Raw genomic sequence first — 20,850 nt, 5'->3', positions numbered from 1 at the left:
CTATTTGCACAACTCATGATGCAACAGTTGCTTTAATATCGTGTCCACCTAAATAGTTACGATAAAAGTGACGCGGAGATAGGGAGACGCGGAGAGAAGTTGCGTGCGGGGGTTCCCCCCGTTGAGCAAACTTCGGGGGACGCGGAGAATTTTTAATTGTAAGTGATTTACCGGACATGATATGACTCATACAGTCAGTAGCTCGAAAACTGGCGTTGCATAAATGCGGGATTTTCTAAACCTTGTGAGTAGTTATTTCTTCCTCATCTCCCTCATCTCCCCCTACTCACCCTGCTCCCCCTACTTCCCCTGCTCCACTCTTTCAACTCCACTAATTTTTAGAACATCACTTATCGTTACACAATAATTTGGTAAACCGAAACTAGCAGGATTGATAACTTTTTCGTAAGTAAAATGCCGAGAATTCATGCAAAATCTATCCCAAGCAGCCATTTGAATACGGAAGACGGCAATAATTAAGTTAGCCAAAGCTAAAGATAAGGGAATGCGAAAAGAAATCTTTTTACCAAGATAAGCACAGACTTCTTCTACTGCTTGATTGGCAGTTAATGCTTTTTGACCTAAAACTAAGTAGCGCGGTGTATTTTCTTCTAGAGGATGCTCAATCAAATATTGCACCACAGTGGCAATGTCTCGCGCGTGGATAAAGTGGAAACTGCCATCTACCTGTAAAAAGCGAATTAAATTAATATATTTTGCGATTTCTGGAATGCCAGATGTCGCATGAGAATAGGGTTTATTGACATCGCCGCCCAAAACTAAAGTGGGAAAAACAGTGGTAATTTTGGGTGCGATCGCTAATTTCGATTTTTGCTCTAAGCAGTCATACTTGGAACGGATGTAATCTGTACCAATTTCCCCTGCTTCTTTTAATGGTTGATTATCTCGATCCAAAACACTAGCTGTCGAAAAATAAATTACTTGTTCGCAGCGGTTTGGATCTAGCTGCTTGAGTAATTCTATAGTTTTGACTACATTAATATCGAATGTCTGTTCGCCGCCCCAAGCTGTTGCTGTGAGAACTGCTATATCAATTGTGGGCAATAAATCAGCAAAATCGCTAATCTTTTGCATATCACCCTGCAAAACAGTGATGCCTGGACGTACCTGAGTATTAACTTGCAGTTTACTTGGATTTCTAACTAGTAGAAATAATTCGTGATTTGTATTTTGAATTAAAGCTTCTGAGATATAGTGACCAATACAGCCACTTGCCCCGGTGATTAAAATCCGTTTCTGGCTCATCTTAAGTGTTTTAAAAGTTAGGAGTTAAAAATAAAGTTAAATGTTCCGCAGCTAGATTCTCATCTTCTAGCAACATTTCAATTACTTCTCATCTAACGTTACACCTGAGAACGCGCGTAAAAAAAAACCAGGAACGTAGCCGAGATATTGCAGTAAAATTTTTTATAAAAAAATAGTCAGCAGTCAGTAGTTATTATTAACTAACCACTGACTCTTGTACAGACAAGGGTTAATCGCGTCTCTACGACCACTGACCACCGATCGCTGACTAAACAAGCGCATTCAGTTGTTTAGCCGTTTCAAAGAAGAAAGCAACATTTTCTTCTGGAGTTTCTGGTAATACACCATGACCGAGGTTGAGAATGTGACCCCAATTTCCAGCTTTGCGAACTGTATCAAGGATGCGATCGCGGATAAACTGTTTGGAACCAAAAAGTACACCTGGGTCGAGATTTCCCTGTACTTTCACATGCTTGCCTAATCTTGCTCGTGCGTCTGCCATATCTACTGTCCAATCGACAGTGACAACATCTGCACCAGATTTAGCCATTCTCTCCAACACGCCTGCACTACCGCTAACCAGTAAAATTAAAGGTGTATCGGGATGAGTTTGCTTGACTTGCTGGAACACTCTTTGCTGATAAGGCAGCGCAAAAGTGTCATAATCTTGGGGACTCAACTGCCCTGCCCAAGAATCGAACATTTGCACAACTTGAGCGCCACAATCAATTTGATAGCGCACATAAACGGCAATCTCATCTGCCAATTTCGCCAATAGCTGATGTAACGTTGTCGGCTCAGAGAATGCCATATTTTTGATGATGGAGTAGGTTTTAGAACCTTTACCCTCCACTGCATAAGCCGCTAACGTCCACGGCGCACCCACGAAGCCTAATACTGTCGATTTATTGCCTACTTCCTGACGTAAAGCCTGCAAAATTGTTTTGATGAATGGTAGAGACGCTTCTGGATCTAAAGGATGCAGGTTATCGACTTGTTCTTGAGTGCGAATCGGCGAGTGAATTATTGGGCCTTTACCTTCCGCAATGTCCATGTCAATGCCTAAACCAGGCAATGGGGTTACAATATCGGAAAATAAAATCACTCCGTCTGGCTGAAATGCTCTCCAGGGTTGCAGGGAGACTTCAATTGCTACTTCGGGAATTTCTGAGCGATCGCGGAACGAAGGATATTTTTCCCTTAAATCTCGATATGCTTTCATATATCGTCCCGCTTGTCGCATCATCCATACAGGGGGACGATCTACTACTTCACCACGAGCAGCCCGCAAAAGAAGAGGAGCCGTTAAAGTAACACCCATTTAACACGTCATCCTAAGTCACTTTTTTATGCCACTGTTTAGCTTATCATTCTGGGATTACGCTTTTTCGGGAGACTCACCCCAAAAGTGTTATCTACAGCTTTACATAAATTCATATGCAATCTGACTCTAATAGTCCTAGTCCATCTAATATTGCATCTAATAATAGTAATTCCAACTCAGGTAGGTTGTTGATCCCGCGATCGCAGCGACGTAAGTTCTTTTTTCAGTTTACTCTCATGACTATCCTCGGATGGGTTGTGGGTGGCATTGTGAGCATAGCCTTAGAGAGAATTATCCTGCAAAGTCTGCCACCGGAAGTTTTTGTGCAACCTACATGGAGCATTTGGATTAAATTGCTCGCTAGTATTGTGTTTGCTGTAATTTTCGGTGCAGATCAAGCCCTTGCTTTGCGCCACTATCTTTTTCCTTGGTTATGGATGCTAGCTACAAGCGTAGGCTGGCTGATTTCCACTAGCGTTGCTACAGCTTGGATTAGCTACATTTCATCCATTGCTACCTCGTTAAATGAAGCTTTATCCCCAGAATTAGGTATAATATTTGGCTTTTTGTCAACAATTTTATATATTATTTCCGGAATTTGGTTAGGGCTTTTCCAATGGTTGGTGTTACAGCGCTATACAACAAACGCTTGGTGGTGGATTTTTCTGCCATCGCTTTCTTTTTTCTTCATAAGTATCTTGATATGGTTGCTATCTCTTGTGCAATATTTAATTCCTGAAGTGATTCGCACTGCGATATTGTATTGGAGCCAACAAGGAGTTACAGCGATTATTCTCGGAGTCATACCAGCAATTGGCTTGTGTATCTTAAAAAGAAAATCGCATCGCCAGGCGGAAGTTTCTGGTACTTGAAGAGAGTGAAAAGATGAGGGAGATGAGGGAGAAGAAGGAGTGAGGGAGAATAACTTTCGACCTCCGACTTCTGCCTTCTGACTTTTGTACAGACGCGATTAATCGCGTCTCTACGACAACTAACAACTGACAACTGACAACTGAACTTATGAATGAAAAAAATATCTTAAGAAATGCGGTAACACCTCCTATTGCTGAAAAGCAGCCGCAGGTTTTAGAATTGCATGGCGACAGGCGAGTAGATAATTACTTTTGGATACGCGATATTGACAACCCAAAAGTTATCGAGTATTTGGAAGCAGAAAATGCCTACACCGCAGAGATGATGCAGCATACAGAAGCGATGCAAACTAAGCTCTACGATGAAATGTTGGCTCGAATTCAAGAAACCGATTTATCAGTGCCATACCGTAAAGATGATTATTATTATTATTCACGCACTGAAGAAGGAAAAGCTTATCGCATTTACTGTCGTAAAAAAGGTAACTTAGATGCTATTGAAGAAATTTTGTTAGATGAAAATGAATTAGCCGCAGAACATGATTTTTTTGAATTAGGTGTATTTGCTATTAGCCCGAATCATCAAATATTAGCTTATTCAGTTGATACTAGTGGTTCGGAGCAATATACTTTATTTTTTCTTGACCTGAGTACACATCAATTATATTCAGAAGTCATTACGGAAACTTATTATTCCTTTGCTTGGGCAAATGATAACCAAACAGGATTTTATACAAAAATTGATGCTACTAACCGTCCTTATCAACTATTTAGACACACTTTAGGAACTGCTTCTACAGAAGATGTATTGCTTTACCACGAACCCGATGATGCTTATCCTTTATATGTTGCTCAAACCCGCAGTCAAGAATACATTTTGCTAATTTTAAATAGCAGTATTACCACAGAAGTTCGTTATCTAAATGCCAATAATCCTCAGGGTGATTTTCGATTAATTCATCCACGAACTCAAGGTATCGAATACGGTATCGACCACCATCAAGATTACTTTTACATTATTACCAACGAAGAAGCTATTAACTTTAAACTGATGCGAACTCCGGTAAGTTCGCCAGAAAAAGAAAATTGGCAAATTGTAATTCCACATCGAGAAGATGTACTTTTATCTGGGGTGAGCCTTTTTAGCAATCACTTGGTAATTTATGAAAGAAAGGGTGGACTGCAAACTGCTAGGATACAAAACCTAACGACAGGTGAGGAAAATAATATTAACTTTCCTGAGCCAACATACGAGTTTTATGAAGGCAGTAATCCGGAGTTTAATACTAATATTCTGCGTTATAATTACACATCTTTAATCGCACCGCAATCTGTTTTCGATTACAACATGGAAACAAATCAGCGGGAATTGAAAAAAGAAACGGAAGTTCTTGGTGGCTACGATAAAGCTCAGTATGAGAGTGAGTGGTTGATGGCTACTGCCGAAGATGAGACAAAAATTCCCATATCTATAGTTTATAAAAAGGGAATCAAAAAAGATGGCACAAATCCCTTATTACTCACAGGATATGGTGCTTATAGTATGTCTTACTCTGCATCTTTTTCCTCAACTCAACTTTCATTGCTAAACCGAGGAGTAGTGTTTGCCATTGCTCATATTCGTGGTGGCGAAGAAATGGGGCGGAAGTGGTATGAAGAAGGCAAATTTTTGCAGAAAAAAAACACCTTTACAGATTTTATCGCTTGTGCGGAGTATTTGATTGCCGAAGGTTGGACGGCGAGCGATCGCTTGGCCATTACTGGCGGTAGTGCAGGCGGTTTATTGATGGGAGCAGTCATCAATTTACGTCCTGACCTTTTTAAGGTAGTAGTTGCTCAAGTCCCGTTTGTAGATGTAGTGACTACTATACTAGATACTTCCTTACCCCTTTCAGCTATGGAATGGGAAGAGTGGGGTAATCCTAACGACAAAGTTTATTATGACTATATGAAATCCTACTCGCCCTACGATAATGTGGCAGCGAAAGATTACCCAGACTTACTGATTACTGCGGGCTTAAATGATTCTCGCGTCAAATATTGGGAACCCGCCAAGTGGACAGCTAAACTTCGGGAACTGAAAACAGACAATAATATTCTCTTGCTGAAAACCAACATGGGTGCAGGACATGGAGGCGCATCTGGTCGCTATGAAAGCCTGCGCGAATTGGCTTTTGAGTATGCTTTTGTTCTCGACCGCCTGGGTTTAGGAGAGTACTAAGTTAGGAATGAACAGGGTGTAGGGGATAGGGTGTGGGCTGAGTGGGAAATTAAGCCACGCCACTTGCAGGTGGGGTTTCTACCTGCCTTGGGAAATAAGGATTCTTTCGCCCACAAGGGGCGAGGCTTTAAACCTTACTTCGGGGCTAGTTCTTCCCCTACACCCGACACCCCACACCCTACACCCGCCCCGAATGAGCTTTGTCAAAGCTCTTCCCCTTATCTCCCTATCTCCTCTGCCCCTCCGCTTCCCTACCCTCTATCCTTTGGTATTTTTGAAATATTCTAAAAGATAGAGGCTAATTTCCTTGGGGTACATCTTTTTTTTGGTAAATATTTACGAAAAAACTGTGTTGGCTGTTACAATATTGTTAAGAAAAGTTGCCCGTTGCATGTTGGGAACGCGCAATGGGTTTTAACTCTATTGAGAAGACAACGCGAAAAAATATTTTTTAGACCAGCTGTGGGAGGCTGGTCTTTTTTTTGCCTGCAAAGTTTTTTGTAAGGCTAGACATGAGCGTTGTTACATTTACTTGTCTTTTCAGACCAGTTTTGGAATCAATGCATCATTAAGGGATATTCGACAAAAAGAACACTAAAAAGAAAATATTAATTAGTTCTTAGACAAGAATTGTACCCTACTTTTTCAGTAATTTCCACATTGTTTATCTTTCAACTCCGTTAAATTTACTATACTATTTTCTTTTTCCTGCTTGTGATGGGCTTGAAGAATAGTAAACTTTACTCAAAAATCGCAATTTAGCGTTGATTATTGATACAATACAATTAAATGTATAAGTATATTTATTGATTTATTTACCCAAAGAAAAATCTAGAAACATTTAGTTTTCATCAGCTTTTTCCCCTCTTTAGATTCAAGTGTTGAAATACATTTTTTTTGTAAAAAACTGCACTATTACTACACAAATGCAAACTGAACGTGCCAAGCTATGTGTAGCAAAAGTTCAGGAAATACATTAATGTCTATTCTGCAAAAATTGTCATTAGCCTTGGTTGGAACAGCAGTTGTGTTCATGGGTGCTAACCCGGCTGGTGCTGTTAGCTTAACTAAGGGAGGTTCCACACCTGTTGCTGGAGAAGGTCAATACACTAATATCCAAGGAGCAACAACAGTTAACTTTAATAGTGGGACAGCTGTCGATCCCAACGGGTTTGCTACTTACTCTGCAACCAATGGAATTGTTCAAGGTAATGTCAGCGGTCAATATGCTAGCCCCTTCGGTGACAGCAGTAAATTTCTCACGATTTCCCCTGTAAGCAATGTTGCTGGCGGAACTGGTTCTGTGGCGATTAATTTTGCTAAGGCTATTGATTACTTCGGCTTCTACTGGGGATCAATAGACGACTATAACTTTGTGGATGTTTATAGTGGCGGGAAGCTACTACAAACATTTAGTGGCAAAGATGTTCCTGGGGCCCCAGCCAATGGCGAACAAAGTGGCAACGCTAACAATGTTTACGTTAACTTGTTGGCTGGTAAAGGAGAAACCTTTGATAAGGTGGTTCTCAGATCGACTGGTTATGCATTTGAAACCGATAACCACAGCTATAAATTAGCTAGTGTTCCTGAATCTAGTACTATGTTAGGTTTACTGGCTTTCGGTGCTTTGGGTGCAGGTTCATTTGTGAAGCGCAAATCAAAGATGGCTTAAAACATCTGCCGAGACACTTTAAAAGATTTTAAACGTTATTTTCAGATGTCAGGCCCAGTAAATTTACTGGGTTTTTATTTCGATCTCACGTAAAAAGACGCGAAGTTATTCTTCGCGTCTTTTTGTGGAATTTTAAAAACTAGAAACTGAATGTAGTTCTCAAAGCACCAATCACAACATCATCGTTATTATTATTATGATCTGGGGATGTTAGCCAGATAATTCCTGGCGTAATAGTGATATTGTCACTTACTTGGTATTGGTAGAATGCCTCAAGATGATATGAAGTATCGTTATCTTCAGCCAATCCGGCAACACTAGAACTTGTTACTCTAGGTTCTACGCCAGCGATAATACCAGCTAAGTTACCTTTTTTGCCAAGATCGGGGAAGCCGAGGGTGAGCGCATAGTTCCAAATGTCTACATCTCCACGACTCCCACTTAAAGTACGACTGGTTGTATATCCAGCCCAACCACCTACGACAAATTTATCGCTAAGGCCGATAGATGCTTGCACTCCGTAAGAATTACTGGAAAACGCCACATCCTCTAAACCCTGAGATGCTGCTAAATTCGTAAAAGTCGCGGCATTGCTACCTGTAAGTAGTGGCTGTTTATAGGAATTTATATATGTTAAACCTACAGTAATGCGATCGCTTGGCTTGATAGTCAGCTGTGCTAGCGCCCCATAAGCACCATCAAACAAACCATTTTTGGGAGCTGGATTGTTAGCTGTACCACTCAAATATCCTAGACTTAGTGCGAGTTTATCGCTAAAATCGTGGGTTATTCCTAAGCCTGCACCACCTATTTGTCCGTAAATTGGATTGCGCGTACCAAAAGTAGACAAAGCACCAAAAGAACCATCACCGTCAAAAAGGTTGACTGTGTTGGTAAGGTCATCTGCTGCACCTGCGTTAGCAATCAGTTTCACTTGAGTCTGTTTGCCAAGAGGGAATGCATAATACAAGGCATCTATAAAACCATCGTTTGTACCATCACCAGCAAAAAATAAGTTGCCCTCTGGTGTGCCAATGTCAGGGCTAAGAATATTATCTGTTTGGATTCTGGTAAATAATGTATCTTTCCCTGTGAAGCTAGTCACAAATTCAATCCGCGCCCGCGCTCCCAGAGTTGTATTCTTGTCGGTAATTTCCGCACCGTTGACGTTATTCCCTGAGAAAACATCGCTGACGACTGCAACAATTTGTCCTTGAAGTTTGGTCGTAGTTGAAAATTGATTCGCTTCCAGTTCAGTGGTTCTTGCTTCTAGCGAGTCTACACGACCTCTTAATGTTGCTAGTTCTGCGGAAAATTCTTCTTGCAGCTTTTGTAGTGTCGCTAAATCTGCTTTTGTTACCAATTCGCCAGTGGCAGTGGCAATCAGTTCATTCACTCGATCTAGACAAGCATTCAAACCTGCGGCAAACTCATATCTCGTCATTGCCCGATTACCGCGATAAGTACCATTTGGATAACCTGCAATGCAACCATAACGTTCTACTAATGATTGCAAAGCTTGAAATGCCCAGTCTGTTGGTTGTACGTCCGATAACTGAGACACTGAGGTAACTTGTGCCATTACCCGATCTTGAGTAATGTTCTCAATTTTATTTGCTGGACTCGCAACAACTTGGGGTTCACTGATTTTTGATGTTGTAGGTATCTCTTGTGCAAATACAGCATTAGCAGCAAATAGCATCATGCTACAAGCTGCTGGACTAGCTAGCAGATATTTCCATGACTTTTGCATTTTTTCCTCACACTCAATTTTTTATTATTCGTATTCACACCACACTTTGTGAAATACATTTATTGAAAACTGTTCTCAATATTATCAGTCGTCGGCAATTTTTTTAACATCAAAAGTCAAAAAACCATAATTCACTAAATAAGTTCAGCAAACAATAGCAACCCAGAGAAAAGATTCTGCTGCGATCGCTTACACAATTTTATGAGAATGAGAATTATTATAATATTCAGTGTAGAATAAGTCTCATTATCAAGCAAAACTTTGCTAAAAGCAGAGCAAACATGCTTATAGAGGAGAAAATAGAGTGATTCAAGTTCGCACAGAACACAGGACAGTCCCAAAAAGAAGCGGTATCCTGTTTTTGATGGTACTGATATTGTCAAGCGTTACTGGCTGTAACCAATCAAACACAAATCAAAGAACATCCAAGCAGCCACCACCAGCACAGGAAGCAGCATCGACCCCGTTACCACAGTCAGAAAAAACTAAAGTAGTGACAACATTTCTACCAATTTATTTGTTTACCAAAGCTGTAGCTGGGGATGTAGCAGACGTAGAAATTTTAGTACCTCCGGGTATGGAAGTACATGAGTATCAAGCAACACCAAATAATGTAAAAGCGATCGCCACTGCGAATGTGCTAGTTAAAAATGGTTTGGGATTAGAGGAATTTCTTACAGACACTATAAAAAATGCCCAAAATCCCAAATTGAGTGAAATTGATGCAAGCAAAGGGATTAAACCCTTAAATGAAATTTCACCTGTGGAAAAAACTGTAAAAGAAGCAAAAGATCGCGAACATACACAAGGAAATCCTCACGTCTGGTTAGATCCAGTTTTGGCAAAACAAGAAGTCATAAATATTAGGGATGGATTAATTGCAGCTGACCCTAGAAATAAAGCTAGTTATGAAGCAAATGCGGCGGCTTATATTCAACAATTAGACAATTTAAACAGTGAATTTCAACAAAACTTGCAGAAAACTCCCAACTGCACATTTGTTACTTTTCATGATGCCTTTCCCTACTTAGCCCAACGCTATAATCTTAAACAAGTTGCCGTAGTAGAAATTCCCGAAGACCAACTTTCACCAGCAGATGTGCAAAATGCCGTTAATGTAGTAAAAAAGTATAAAGTTAAAGCTTTATTTAGCGAACCTGGAATAGATAACAAATTACTAACTAGCCTTTCTCAAGACTTAAAGTTAACTTTGCGTCCTCTGGATTCCTTGGAAACTGGCGATACAGATCCGCAGTATTATTTCAAAGCAATGAAATCTAACTTACAGACTTTAGAAACTGCGTGTAAATGAGTAGTTAATTGATAATTTCTAAGTTTTTTGATAAATGAAAAATGATATTCCTGTTTTAAAAGTAGAGGGATTAACTGTATATCAAGGCAGTTACTTAGCCGTTCGTGATGTTTCCTTTGAATTGTTTTCAGGAACAGATACAGCAATAGTTGGCCCCAACGGTGCAGGCAAAAGTACTTTGGTAAAAGCGGTTTTAGATTTGATTCCACGAAGTGCTGGCAATATTGAAATATTTGGTCGCCCAATTGCCAGGCTAAGAAGTCTACGTTCCCAATTGGGCTATATGCCACAGAATTTTATTTTTGACCGCAGCTTTCCCATCTCCGTTAGTGAATTGGTAGGACTGGGATGGATGCTTGAAAATAACAGAGAAAATTCATTTTTTCCAAGACTGTGGAGACAAAATAGAAAAAAAACAGCAGCAGTAATAGAAGCTTTACAACGGACTGATGCCTATCATCTGCGACATCAAGCTATAGGTACTCTCAGTGGCGGTCAACTTAAACGGGTATTACTAGCTTATTGTTTAGTAATGCCTCGAAAATTGTTGATCTTAGATGAAGCGTTTGCTGGAGTCGATGTGCAAGGTGCAGCAGATTTTTATGCTTTGCTAAACGAACTCAAGCAGGAAGAAGGTTGGACTGTGTTGCAAGTTTCCCATGATATTGATATGGTAAGCCGCCATTGCGATCGCGTCCTTTGTCTCAATCAAACCGTTATCTGTACTGGTCGGCCAGAAATTGCCCTTTCGCCTCAAAACCTGTTAGCAACCTATGGCCCGGGATTCAGTCGCTATCAGCACGATCATAATTGAGTGCTGAGTTTTTAATTCAACACTTGATGTGGTTAAATTATAGACTCAAAGAATGACGTATGTATTCATATTATGATTGCCAAATAATAGGGCTAGCCATTACGACTGGTGATGAGTTGGTAAAGTTGTTGCAATTCCCGTTCATGCAGCGGGCGATCGCTGGTGCTGTATTAATGGGAATATTAGGAGGCTTACTTGGTAGTTTTGTTACCTTACGCCAACTATCATTTTTTAGCCATGCTGTAGGTCATGCAGCATTAGTAGGTGTGGCTTTAGGTGTATTACTACAGTTAAATCCTACTTGGATGCTGTTACCTTTTACTCTGGTTTTTGGCGTTGTGGTGCTTTACTTTATTGACAAAACAGATTTAGCTAGCGATAGCGTACTTAGTATCGTACTATCTGGAGCATTAGCGATCGGTGTAATTCTGACTAGCCTGATTCAAGGATATCGCGGCAACTTGATGGGTATCTTATTTGGCGATATTCTCGCTATTGATTTTACAGATTTGATTTTGACGCTGCTTGTGCTTGTAGGGGGCAGCATATTTTTATTATCAACTCTGCGGCAGCAAATTTTGTTGACGCTTAACCCAGATGTCGCACAAGTTCAAGGCATTCCTGTGCAATTGTATCGCTATGGGTTTGTGGTCTTGCTTTCATTAGCCGTTGCCGTGGCAATTAAAGCTGTCGGTGTATTACTGGTGAATGCATTTTTAGTTATTCCCGCTTCCACAGCTAAATTGATGAGTCATCACTTTAGCCGCTTTCTTGTCATATCAGTGATACTCGGTTCCACCAGCAGCATCCTTGGCATCATCGTGTCAGGTCTTTTCAGTGTTGCCTCTGGCCCTAGTATCGTTCTTGTGCAATTTCTTCTCTTTATAGCTATATTTATTTGGGTTAAGTTGGGATTGAAAGCAGCATAAATTTTTTCTCTTCAAGTTATTGCAAAATTATTATATGTTTGCTACATTAATTAATCGTGGCTAAGAAAAAGTCCGCGCCGGGATAGCTCAGTTGGTAGAGCAGAGGACTGAAAATCCTCGTGTCACCAGTTCAAGTCTGGTTCCTGGCATATGTTTCAAGTCAATACAATCTCTTGCATAAAGCATAACTTGCATAAAACCTGCATAAAGCTGAGGTGTTGTATCTGCTGGTGGTATTGCTGTTTACTGCCGTGCGTGTTGTTGATATGCATAAGATATTTACACCCATTTTTACACCCGTTGTAGGATGCCTCTATACATCGTTTTTTATGCAAGTTATGCAAAATACTGCTTTCGGTGATTAATTGCTATTCGCTTGGCGATCGCTAGATGAAGTATCCGCTATTCGAGATTATCTTTTAGCAAATTTAACTCCAAATGCTGTCAAACGTTGTCTAACTCAGTTCAAAGCTTGCTGTAATTGGGCAATGGAAGAAGGGTTAATAGACACTAACCCTTTTGCTGCCATGAAAATCAAAACACCCAAGGGTGCTACTTATGAGTCTAACTATTGATTTCACTAGCCCAATCCATCCCACGATCGCGTTAATGGCTCAATTGGTATATCTGGAGCAATCTCAATCACGGTGATATTTGCATTCTCAACCACTGTATTTCCCATAATAGTATTGTGCATTGCCTCAAACTTCGATTCTTCCTCAGCAATGCGCTCGTAGTGCAGAATTACATGGTAATGCTTGGTAATTGGCTCTCCAGAGTTTGATCGCTTGAATATCTCTCCATCCCAGTTGTAAAATCTTGCCACAGGTCATCGAGTTTTGACCTACGGCTACTGCTTAGTTCCTCTAGGATGTTCACATCCACAAACAAATCACCTAAAGGAACCCAGCGATCTACACCCCATAATGGCATCGTGCTATGTAATCGCTGAATATTATCCTGAATGCGCGATCGCACTTGTCGCACCAGTTCATCAACAGACTGCGGGTTCTGCTCTTGAAATGGGGCAAATTGACCATTAGCTTTTATTTCCTCAAGCAGAGACCGGATTATTTCTCGAATTACTTCTGCATCCGCACCTTGGTAAGTGCGATCGCCTATGTGAATATCCTGTCCTTGTCCCAGGTTGACTGCATATTTCCCTTGCTGAGAGACAATCTGACCACTACCACTGAGATAGTTTTGCAAAACTGTTACATCAGTTTCAGTCTGCTGTTTTTTGACGATGCCCTCAAGTATGGTGTTTAGTTTTTCAGGGGTAGTCATTTTGATTATGGTTCAGCAGTCAATTTTTATTTGGGTTGAGATGGCGATCGCAACTAAGTAGCTTCTTTCTATTACTTTTGTAAACATAACCTGATTTTATCGTTGCCAAACTTTTATGTAATTATTATCAGTTTGCTGTCCATTCTCAACTCAATGCAGAGTTTCTTGGATATGTTTATGACGTGTCATTTAATACTTATGGATAATAGATTAGTAATTTGGTCAAAAATCGAGGTTAACTCTTGGGTCAAATATAAAATTGTAAATGTAGCCTGACAATATTATCAAAGGATGATATCTGTGACACTCAAAGAGTTAGAAAAACAACTTCTTGCCCTCAGTCCTGATGAAAAAGTCCAGGCTATACAGTTACTTGCTCAAAGCCTTAGTAGCAGTTGGCAAGGAATTGAGAAAACCCCAGGAGTCTGTGGTGGAGAAGCACGCATTACGAAAACTCGTATCCCCGTTTGGGTACTTATGGAAGCTCGTCATCTTGGATACACTGATGCTGATCTTTTGACAAGCTATCCCAGCATTACAGCTACAGATTTAGCTAATGCTTGGGTGTATGCAGAAGCTCATCTTGATGAAATCGAATTGGCAATTAAGCGTAATGAGGTAGCCTAGTAGATGGCACGATTTTACGCAGACGAGCAATTTCCGTTTCCAGTTGTAGAACTATTACGTACTTTGGGGCATGATGTTTTGACAGTTCAAGAAGCAGGAAAGGCCGAACAAGGTATACCTGATGAAGAAGTGCTGGCATTTGCCATCAGTCAAGAACGTTCGGTATTAACTATTAACAGAGATGATTTTATCAAGTTACATCGTCGTAATGATAATCACTGCGGCATCATTGTTTGTACTAACAATCGTAATTGGGAGCAGTTTGCAGCGCGAATAAATGAAGCTGTAACAGCAGAGGAATTGTTGAAAGGAAAACTAATTCGTGTAGTGCGTCCAGTCAGTTAAAACAGTTTAGTACGAATCTTTTATAAAGAGTTTCTCATTTCTTTCAAGACGGAAGCTATTTTTCTAAGGACATTGCTGCAAAATGCTCTTGCAACAATTTGTGAATAAAGCGATAATGTCCACCAACGCGCTGAAGTAAAAGGCGTTCGGTGCAGTAGTCGAGAAAACAGGCATAGTTCCAAGGGATGGAAATAAATCATCTCTTTCTTGATTCCCAAAATAAAATGATGCTCGAATAATTTTTAGTGGCAATAAAACATGATTTTCTATTTCATTAAACGAAGGTATTCTTATACGTAATCTCTGGTAAAGATAAATTTCGTGCATTATAGGTATATTTTGTCTAAACTCTCTTGGTATATCACGTTTAAATAGCCAACAAAATAGTCTCACACAAGGATAAAGTATTAGTCTTACCCCGTCTGGTTTAGATTCTGTTGCAAAGATAAAACCAGGAATTAAACCTAAAACTAGAACAAGCCGGAAAATATCTAAACTACTAGGTGGCTGAAAATAAGGAAGTAAACTCGTTGTCACAATTATTCCTGTGCAAACTACAGCAAAAGTGAAAAGTAGAAACCAATATTGCCATTGATAAATTTTTTTGGCAATAATTTGAGGCTGCATTTCCTCTATAAAAAATTCTGTTTGTGATTCTCTCTGTAACTGTTGTGCCAAAAATACCAACCATTTACGAGTTTGCTTTCTACTAGGGGGATTTTTTCTTCGATAGGTGCGACTTTTAAATCCTTGCAACTCCATAAATGGAGTTACAAGCTCTCTTTTTATAGCAGTTTCCCAGTAAGCATCAAATAGGTATTCTAGACGTGCTTTGGTAGAAGTGAGTGTTTTCCAATGTTGAATAGACAGTGTATTTTCAAACGAAATAAATCCTAAAACAGATAAAAAGAGAGGTGTTCTTACCAACTTTAATAGTTCTGAATCTAGTAAAAGCATTTCCCAAATTTCTCTCTGGTTTAGGCTAGCTAAATATGCTTGAATTTGTTCATTTGTAAGGGGTTGTAGGCGAATTGCTGCATTCAGATGTAAGCGTATTTCCTGCCTCAGTGATATTTCTTCTGACTCTTGCCGATCATCTTGTTGCCATTTTCCTCGCACAACTTTTTCATATTCTTCTAGACGGCTACACACTACCAAATATTGCGATCGCCATTCACTTTGCAAAAATTCGTTAATCTTCCGCACACAAGGTTCTTGACGTGTTGATTCCAATTCATCCAGCCCATCAAGCATCGGCAGCAACTTCGTATTATCTACCCAGATTACAGCTATATCTTTCCGCACCCCATATTTCGATTGAAGTTCTGCAACTAGCCACTCACGTATTGACTGCTTATCATCCTTCCAATTCGAGAGGTTAAACAGCACTGGAATTGGATAATCAGCATTTTGTTCTGCCCGTGCAATTAAAGCTTTCGCTAAATCTAGCATTGTAGTAGTTTTGCCAGCACCAGGATTTCCCAAGATTAACAATTTACCTGCTATTTCCTCTTGGTCAAAAACTTCTAAAATACTTCTGTCATCAGGAATTGGTTCGCTAAGTTTATCCCCTATTTTGATATCAGAACTCCAAGGACGCTTTACTTGTTCTGGCTGGGCTTCTTTTCCTAAATTGATCGATACTGCATTGTGCAAAGATTGCTTAAGTCTGGCAACAACTTCATCTTTCACAATTGTTAACAACAGTTTATCAGTGCGGGGACGTTCGGCGTTTGGTTTATCTTGCAGAACCAAACGCAACGCTTCTTTGATAACTTCCGCATCAACACCTTGGTAAATGCGATCGCCTATATGAACCTCTCCCCCAGTTATCTGCCCAATGTTAATGTTAAACTTGCCATCTTGAGATACTAACTGCAATACACCCTCAACTATTTTGAGCGATCGCCTGAGTTCTTCAATATCTGCCTCAGTCTGATTCCCCTTCAGAATGCGATCGAGAATTTCACTGAGATGATCTTGATTAGCCACACTATTTTTTAAGCTGAGTTACTGAGTTAAAAATATTTTAGGCTTTTTCGTCTTTGTTGGCTCTGCTATTAAGTTTTTAAGTTTTTCTAACTGCGTTTTTAAATTTTTAGAATATTAAAATGCCTAATTTTCATACCTGAAGATAGGTGCTAAATTATAGCCATACTACCTAATATCTACTCAAAAGTGAACGCACTCTTTAGCCAAGGTCATGCTTGTATTGTTGGCGTTGGTGGTGATTTACCCAACACCGTAGATGATGCTGTCGGTCTTGCCAATATCCTCAAAGACGCGGAACGCTGCGCCTATCCACCTGAACACGTGCATTTATTGACTAAGCAAAAAGCAAACCGAGAGGGAATTCTTGTAGCTTTAGACCAATTAGCTCAATCAACTACACCTGATTCTACGGTAATTGTCTATTTTTCTGGACATGGCTATCAAGTCAATAGTCCTATAGGAGAAGCGTATTACTTAATGCCTTTTGGCTATGACCAGGCCAAATTACATAAAACTGCGATTAGTGGTACAGAATTTATTACCAAGCTACAGGCAATTTCCGCGAAAAAGTTGTTGGTACTACTAGATTGTTGCCATGCTGGTGGATTAGGAGATACATCAAAACTAGGCTATGAAGTAGAAAAAGCACCACTTCCGCCAGAGGCTCAAGCTTTATTTAATGAGGGTAAAGGACGAGTAGCGATCGCCTCCTCCCAAGCAAATGAAAAATCTTTCGCAGGTAAACCTTACAGTGCTTTTACATTGGCATTAATTGAAGCCTTAACAGGTAAAAGAGCTTCGCAAAAAGATGGTTATGTGCGGGTTGCAGATTTAGCTATGTATGCGCGTGAAGTAGTACCAAGAAGAACACGCGATCGGCAGCATCCCATTCTCAATTTTGAGCAAGCTGATAACTTTATGCTGGCATACTATGCAGGCGGCGAAACTGAACCAAAAGGATTGCCCTTTGACGGTGAACCAGAGATTGAACCTGAACCTGGGGCGTTTAATCAACCAAGTACCAATAATTCTGTCTTTCAAATTGTGACTCAGAAAGATTCAAAGTATAACATCAATATAGGTATAGGTAATCCCGTGATTAACGATAGCAATTGATACAACAGTTATTTTCTAGACCCTAACTCAATTATTTATTTATAAAAAATAAAAATGATTTTTAGAGATATGTAATTATCTCGTGACAATATAAGTAAAACAAAAGTGATACAGTTAGATAACACTAGATAATTAAGCAAGATTCCTTAGTTATCTAGTGTTATCTAGTACGTCTATCTGTTTGTAACTACCTGGAGGAAGTTTTGAATAGAGCCAGCAAAGTAGAAGTAATTCTCAACGCATGGTTAGAATTCATGGCTTTAGTGGATTTGAATGATGCCAAAGTTACAGGTAATGAGGCTGTATTTAGTGGTGTAGAGTTAGATGGTAATTTAGTAAAAATTAATCAAAATATTTTTGCTGAAATAAAACGAAAATTTAGCGAAGAAACTGATCGAGAAGACACTATTTGGGTTTTATCTTTTCCTCAATTCTCTACTGTCAACGAGGGTAAATCTGAGTATTATCCTTTGTTTAGCTTAGATGTAACATCCATCCTCAAAGGAGAGTATCAAGAAGAGGGATGGAATCTTAACAATTTGGAATTAGTAGAAGCTGGGGACAATTTAGCAAGATTTCTGAAACTTGATGATGAACAGAGAGAGCAGTTAAATACCCAAGATGGGTTTGCACAGTTTCTCAAAAGTACTTTTGGACTTGAATTTAACACTTATGAAGGCTGGATGAATCAACTACAGTTGTATCCATACAATATTAAGCGCAAGCCTTATTTATTCAAGTTCACAGGCAGTAACTTTCATATAAATCTCAAATCTGATTTAAAAAATATTAAGTCCAGTCAGAAAAATTGGTTAAAATCACAGCATTCAGCCTATGAATATTTATTTGGCAAGCCTCAACTTTCAGCCCACAAGGTAACATATACAGGAGCTTTCCCAACTGATTATCCACCAACTGACTCTCAACTGCAAGCACTAAAACACGCTCAAACTGAACCTATAACAGCAGTTCAAGGGCCTCCGGGTTCTGGTAAAACTACACTGATTCTTCATGTCATAGCCCAGCAAGTTGTTAAGCGTGCGCTCACATTGCTCGAAACAGGAGAAGACATCAATAACTTAACAGTTGTTAGCAGCACAGTAAATAAAGCTGTTGATAATGTTCTTGAAAAACTAGATGAATACTTGAAAGAAAAGCCTTTAGAGGATAAGTTTTTTTATCTAAAAGGAGGAAGTAAAACTAATATTAAAGCAGAGGGTGGAGCTAAAGACGCTATTCAAATTGCTATTACTGAATTACTGGATAAACAAAGCTTTGACGAAAATACCCCTCTTCTGTCAGTCTCCGAAAACATTTGCCATTTCTGAATTCTAGAGCTTTTGTACAGCAAGCGATCGCGCGATTATTTTCTAATAACAAATTCAAGAGCAATTTTTTTCTAATAGTATAGGTTGTATTGATTGCCTCGTGAGACTTCTAGCAATCGCCCTCACGGAGAGTGACAGAAGAGGGGTATATATAATTCCCTAGCAGAAGAAATTAAAACAATAGTAATAAATTTAAAAACTCAAGAAAATAACTATTTAAACTTACGTCGTCAACGTGATGCAGATGAAATACAGCAACCTCAGCTACAGAGAAAAATTCAACAGCTTGAATTAGAAATAGAAAATTTGAAGATAACCCAAGTTCAGTCTGAGAGAAAAGCTCAGGAACTAGACCTTTATGAAAATCTGCCAATAGATGTCTATCAAAAAATTCAGCTTATTTTTGAGAATGCGAGATCGCACTTACCAGAAAGTAACACTCCTTGGTGGAAAAAATTTATACTTTGGCTAACTCGCAGTACGGAAAAACAAGTTTTGAAAAAAACGGCATCTAAATGTGAAGAATATATTTTACAAACTATTGATACTCCCTTTCCGGTTAAAAACCCTAACAATCGGAGTATTTTGATTCAAGAATTAAGCTATATTAATACAACAATCGAACAAGCTAGGGAATTTCAAAATATAAAAAATCACTTAAGAGAATGTGTAGAAAAAACGCAAAGGTGTACTAATGAGCTTAATTATACAATTGCTGAATTGGTAGCTTTAGAAAATAGATTATACATCACCTTAAAAGACTTTTATAATTACTTTCATGTTGATTATCATGAAGAACATAAAAGATTATTTGAATTATCGCGTCAATTGCTCAAGCAAGAAGCATTACGCAATAAAGAAGATGTAAAAAAAGCTCAAGAAGAAATTACGATTGTTACACCTTGGATTCGTGGTTTACATAAGAATTCAGAACCAGAGCGGTTTGCTAGGGAGATAGTATCAGCTTTACAAAGAAGGGTAAAGATAGAAATAATTTATGGTTATATGGGTGCTGATGGCATTGATGATAATGACATTAAAGCGGAAAACTATTTGAGAAAATTAGTTCCTCAATATCCAGGTTTAACACTACATTCTTTAGGGAAAGAACAATACAAACGAAGTCAAGGTACAAATCAGAGAATTTTAATTTGTGACTCTAAGTTTGCTGTCGTTGGTAGTTGGAATTGGCTTTCTCACCTCTACAGAGATTACTGCATTAAGAATCGTGGCAATACAAAAGCTCAGATTCGGCAAGAAACTAGCATAAAAATTTTAGAATCAACTTTAATCTCCGAAATCAAAAATCAAGTAAAACAATATTTAAAAGTTTAGGCATTTTCCAGACAGCTCATACAGTTCTTCAAAGATTTTTTGTGAGACATACCCTCTGTCTCCAAAAAGTTTACCAATTATATCCTCAGTCATCTCTGGAACAGGCTTTCGGTCATCTATGTTCGCAGCAGTGAGCTTAAAAGCAAGTAATTCTCCTTTGTCGTTAATAATCAAATGCAGTTTAAAGCCATAATGCCAACAAATGCGAATTTTTTCCCCATCCGACTAATCCTTGAAACACTTTATGAGAATGCGCTCGACAATTATGACAAACGTTGATTGGGGTTGAATCGATAAAACTAATCCCCGTCATTTCGCCCGTTAAGGTGCTCAAAAAACAGCACAATAGCATTAAACTCCAGGGCATCAATTCTACAAACCTCGTGTAGCTGACCAGGTTTGGAAATGCATTACGCCAACTAGGTAATACATGCAACGTATAAAACTCTTTGAATGTCCGGTAGCCCGAACCATGAAAGGCGATCGCAATCGTCATTACTTCCGATAGATGCATCCGGGAAGTGCTACGCCTTTCTCCTGTTGTCGATGGCAAGTGTGGTACTTGCCGCCACAGATTTTCCCATTGGTTACAGAAATCATCTACGTCGCAGAAAATTTGTGTGATATCGAGGCGAGATACAATGGTAGACATAGCCG

The 20,850-nt window shown here is 39.3% G+C and carries 17 protein-coding genes, 1 tRNA gene and 1 pseudogene; 13 read left to right on the top strand and 6 right to left on the bottom strand.

The window, feature by feature from the left end; translation table 11 throughout:
* Window positions 1-300: 300 nt before the first annotated feature.
* Window positions 301-1,266: an NAD-dependent epimerase/dehydratase family protein gene (locus I8752_RS36245; RefSeq protein ID WP_214436968.1), complete on the bottom strand. Its 966-nt coding sequence runs from the start codon at window positions 1,264-1,266 to the stop codon at window positions 301-303.
* Window positions 1,267-1,534: 268 nt separating this feature from the next.
* Window positions 1,535-2,587, bottom strand: coding sequence for a uroporphyrinogen decarboxylase (gene hemE, locus I8752_RS36240; RefSeq protein ID WP_214436967.1), 1,053 nt, complete (start codon window positions 2,585-2,587; stop codon window positions 1,535-1,537).
* 116 nt (window positions 2,588-2,703) lie between these two features.
* Between hemE and I8752_RS36235 the strand changes: the two genes are divergently transcribed.
* From I8752_RS36235 to I8752_RS36225, 3 genes are all read left to right on the top strand, one after another.
* Window positions 2,704-3,462 (top strand): hypothetical protein, encoded by a 759-nt coding sequence (locus I8752_RS36235; RefSeq protein ID WP_214436966.1) that lies wholly within the window; start codon window positions 2,704-2,706, stop codon window positions 3,460-3,462.
* 148 nt (window positions 3,463-3,610) lie between these two features.
* The gene (locus I8752_RS36230; protein WP_214436965.1) at window positions 3,611-5,683 is read left to right on the top strand and encodes a S9 family peptidase; all 2,073 of its coding nucleotides are present in this window, start codon (window positions 3,611-3,613) and stop codon (window positions 5,681-5,683) included.
* Between the two features lie 979 nt (window positions 5,684-6,662).
* Window positions 6,663-7,355, top strand: coding sequence for an Npun_F0296 family exosortase-dependent surface protein (locus tag I8752_RS36225; protein ID WP_214436964.1), 693 nt, complete (start codon window positions 6,663-6,665; stop codon window positions 7,353-7,355).
* A gap of 139 nt (window positions 7,356-7,494) precedes the next feature.
* Here I8752_RS36225 and I8752_RS36220 read toward each other — a convergent pair whose 3' ends face one another.
* A complete protein-coding gene (locus tag I8752_RS36220) occupies window positions 7,495-9,108 on the bottom strand; it encodes an iron uptake porin (RefSeq protein WP_214436963.1) in 1,614 nt (537 codons plus the stop codon).
* 364 nt (window positions 9,109-9,472) lie between these two features.
* On the opposite strand from I8752_RS36220, the gene I8752_RS36215 reads away from it, so the two are divergent.
* The 5 genes from I8752_RS36215 to I8752_RS36195 all read left to right on the top strand — a co-directional run bounded on the left by I8752_RS36215 (window position 9,473) and on the right by I8752_RS36195 (window position 12,738).
* Window positions 9,473-10,420: a metal ABC transporter solute-binding protein, Zn/Mn family gene (locus I8752_RS36215; protein ID WP_214436970.1), complete on the top strand. Its 948-nt coding sequence runs from the start codon at window positions 9,473-9,475 to the stop codon at window positions 10,418-10,420.
* A 34-nt stretch (window positions 10,421-10,454) separates the two neighbouring features.
* On the top strand, window positions 10,455-11,234 hold the full coding sequence (locus I8752_RS36210; RefSeq protein ID WP_214436962.1) for a metal ABC transporter ATP-binding protein: 780 nt from the start codon (window positions 10,455-10,457) through the stop codon (window positions 11,232-11,234).
* A gap of 59 nt (window positions 11,235-11,293) precedes the next feature.
* Entirely contained in the window at window positions 11,294-12,163 is an 870-nt protein-coding gene (locus I8752_RS36205) for a metal ABC transporter permease (RefSeq protein WP_214436961.1), read from the top strand.
* Between the two features lie 76 nt (window positions 12,164-12,239).
* Window positions 12,240-12,312, top strand: a tRNA-Phe gene (locus I8752_RS36200).
* Between the two features lie 216 nt (window positions 12,313-12,528).
* Window positions 12,529-12,738, top strand: a complete 210-nt coding sequence (locus I8752_RS36195; protein WP_225896138.1) for a phage integrase SAM-like domain-containing protein — start codon at window positions 12,529-12,531, stop codon at window positions 12,736-12,738.
* A gap of 169 nt (window positions 12,739-12,907) precedes the next feature.
* Here I8752_RS36195 and I8752_RS36185 read toward each other — a convergent pair whose 3' ends face one another.
* Window positions 12,908-13,450 (bottom strand): hypothetical protein, encoded by a 543-nt coding sequence (locus I8752_RS36185; protein WP_214436960.1) that lies wholly within the window; start codon window positions 13,448-13,450, stop codon window positions 12,908-12,910.
* 300 nt (window positions 13,451-13,750) lie between these two features.
* On the opposite strand from I8752_RS36185, the gene I8752_RS36180 reads away from it, so the two are divergent.
* Together I8752_RS36180 and I8752_RS36175 are read left to right on the top strand one after the other, a co-directional pair.
* Window positions 13,751-14,077: a DUF433 domain-containing protein gene (locus I8752_RS36180; protein WP_214436959.1), complete on the top strand. Its 327-nt coding sequence runs from the start codon at window positions 13,751-13,753 to the stop codon at window positions 14,075-14,077.
* A gap of 3 nt (window positions 14,078-14,080) precedes the next feature.
* Window positions 14,081-14,422, top strand: coding sequence for a DUF5615 family PIN-like protein (locus tag I8752_RS36175; protein WP_214436958.1), 342 nt, complete (start codon window positions 14,081-14,083; stop codon window positions 14,420-14,422).
* 63 nt (window positions 14,423-14,485) lie between these two features.
* Here I8752_RS36175 and I8752_RS36170 read toward each other — a convergent pair whose 3' ends face one another.
* Entirely contained in the window at window positions 14,486-16,414 is a 1,929-nt protein-coding gene (locus I8752_RS36170; RefSeq protein ID WP_318780946.1) for an NACHT domain-containing protein, read from the bottom strand.
* Window positions 16,415-16,600: 186 nt separating this feature from the next.
* Here I8752_RS36170 and I8752_RS36165 point away from each other — a divergent pair, with 186 nt between their 5' ends.
* The 3 genes from I8752_RS36165 (at window position 16,601) to I8752_RS36155 (ending at window position 20,193) form a co-directional block, all read left to right on the top strand.
* Complete coding sequence (locus I8752_RS36165) at window positions 16,601-17,530, top strand: caspase family protein (protein WP_214436957.1); 930 nt, start codon at window positions 16,601-16,603, stop codon at window positions 17,528-17,530.
* A 203-nt stretch (window positions 17,531-17,733) separates the two neighbouring features.
* Window positions 17,734-18,858, top strand: a complete 1,125-nt coding sequence (locus I8752_RS36160; RefSeq protein WP_225896137.1) for an AAA domain-containing protein — start codon at window positions 17,734-17,736, stop codon at window positions 18,856-18,858.
* 306 nt (window positions 18,859-19,164) lie between these two features.
* Window positions 19,165-20,193, top strand: coding sequence for a phospholipase D-like domain-containing protein (locus tag I8752_RS36155; protein WP_214436956.1), 1,029 nt, complete (start codon window positions 19,165-19,167; stop codon window positions 20,191-20,193).
* A 15-nt stretch (window positions 20,194-20,208) separates the two neighbouring features.
* Here I8752_RS36155 and I8752_RS38305 read toward each other — a convergent pair.
* A pseudogene (locus I8752_RS38305) lies at window positions 20,209-20,845 on the bottom strand (IS982 family transposase); the annotation flags it as partial.
* Between the last annotated feature and the right edge of the window lie 5 nt (window positions 20,846-20,850).

The organism is Dendronalium phyllosphericum CENA369 (genome assembly GCF_016056275.1).
Classification (GTDB): Bacteria; Cyanobacteriota; Cyanobacteriia; order Cyanobacteriales; family Nostocaceae; genus Dendronalium; species Dendronalium phyllosphericum.
Note: the sequence above shows the minus strand (reverse complement) of the source record. Positions and strands in the feature narration are given on the sequence as shown.

Excerpts from the sequence above, each read along its gene's own strand:
- I8752_RS36245 (WP_214436968.1), bottom strand. The coding sequence starts at position 1,266 with ATGAGCCAGAAACGGATTTTAATCACCGGGGCAAGTGGCTGTATTGGT.
- hemE (WP_214436967.1), bottom strand. The coding sequence starts at position 2,587 with ATGGGTGTTACTTTAACGGCTCCTCTTCTTTTGCGGGCTGCTCGTGGT.
- I8752_RS36235 (WP_214436966.1), top strand. The coding sequence starts at position 2,704 with ATGCAATCTGACTCTAATAGTCCTAGTCCATCTAATATTGCATCTAAT.
- I8752_RS36230 (WP_214436965.1), top strand. The coding sequence starts at position 3,611 with ATGAATGAAAAAAATATCTTAAGAAATGCGGTAACACCTCCTATTGCT.
- I8752_RS36225 (WP_214436964.1), top strand. The coding sequence starts at position 6,663 with ATGTCTATTCTGCAAAAATTGTCATTAGCCTTGGTTGGAACAGCAGTT.
- I8752_RS36220 (WP_214436963.1), bottom strand. The coding sequence starts at position 9,108 with ATGCAAAAGTCATGGAAATATCTGCTAGCTAGTCCAGCAGCTTGTAGC.
- I8752_RS36215 (WP_214436970.1), top strand. The coding sequence starts at position 9,473 with ATGGTACTGATATTGTCAAGCGTTACTGGCTGTAACCAATCAAACACA.
- I8752_RS36210 (WP_214436962.1), top strand. The coding sequence starts at position 10,455 with ATGAAAAATGATATTCCTGTTTTAAAAGTAGAGGGATTAACTGTATAT.
- I8752_RS36205 (WP_214436961.1), top strand. The coding sequence starts at position 11,294 with ATGTATTCATATTATGATTGCCAAATAATAGGGCTAGCCATTACGACT.
- I8752_RS36185 (WP_214436960.1), bottom strand. The coding sequence starts at position 13,450 with ATGACTACCCCTGAAAAACTAAACACCATACTTGAGGGCATCGTCAAA.
- I8752_RS36175 (WP_214436958.1), top strand. The coding sequence starts at position 14,081 with ATGGCACGATTTTACGCAGACGAGCAATTTCCGTTTCCAGTTGTAGAA.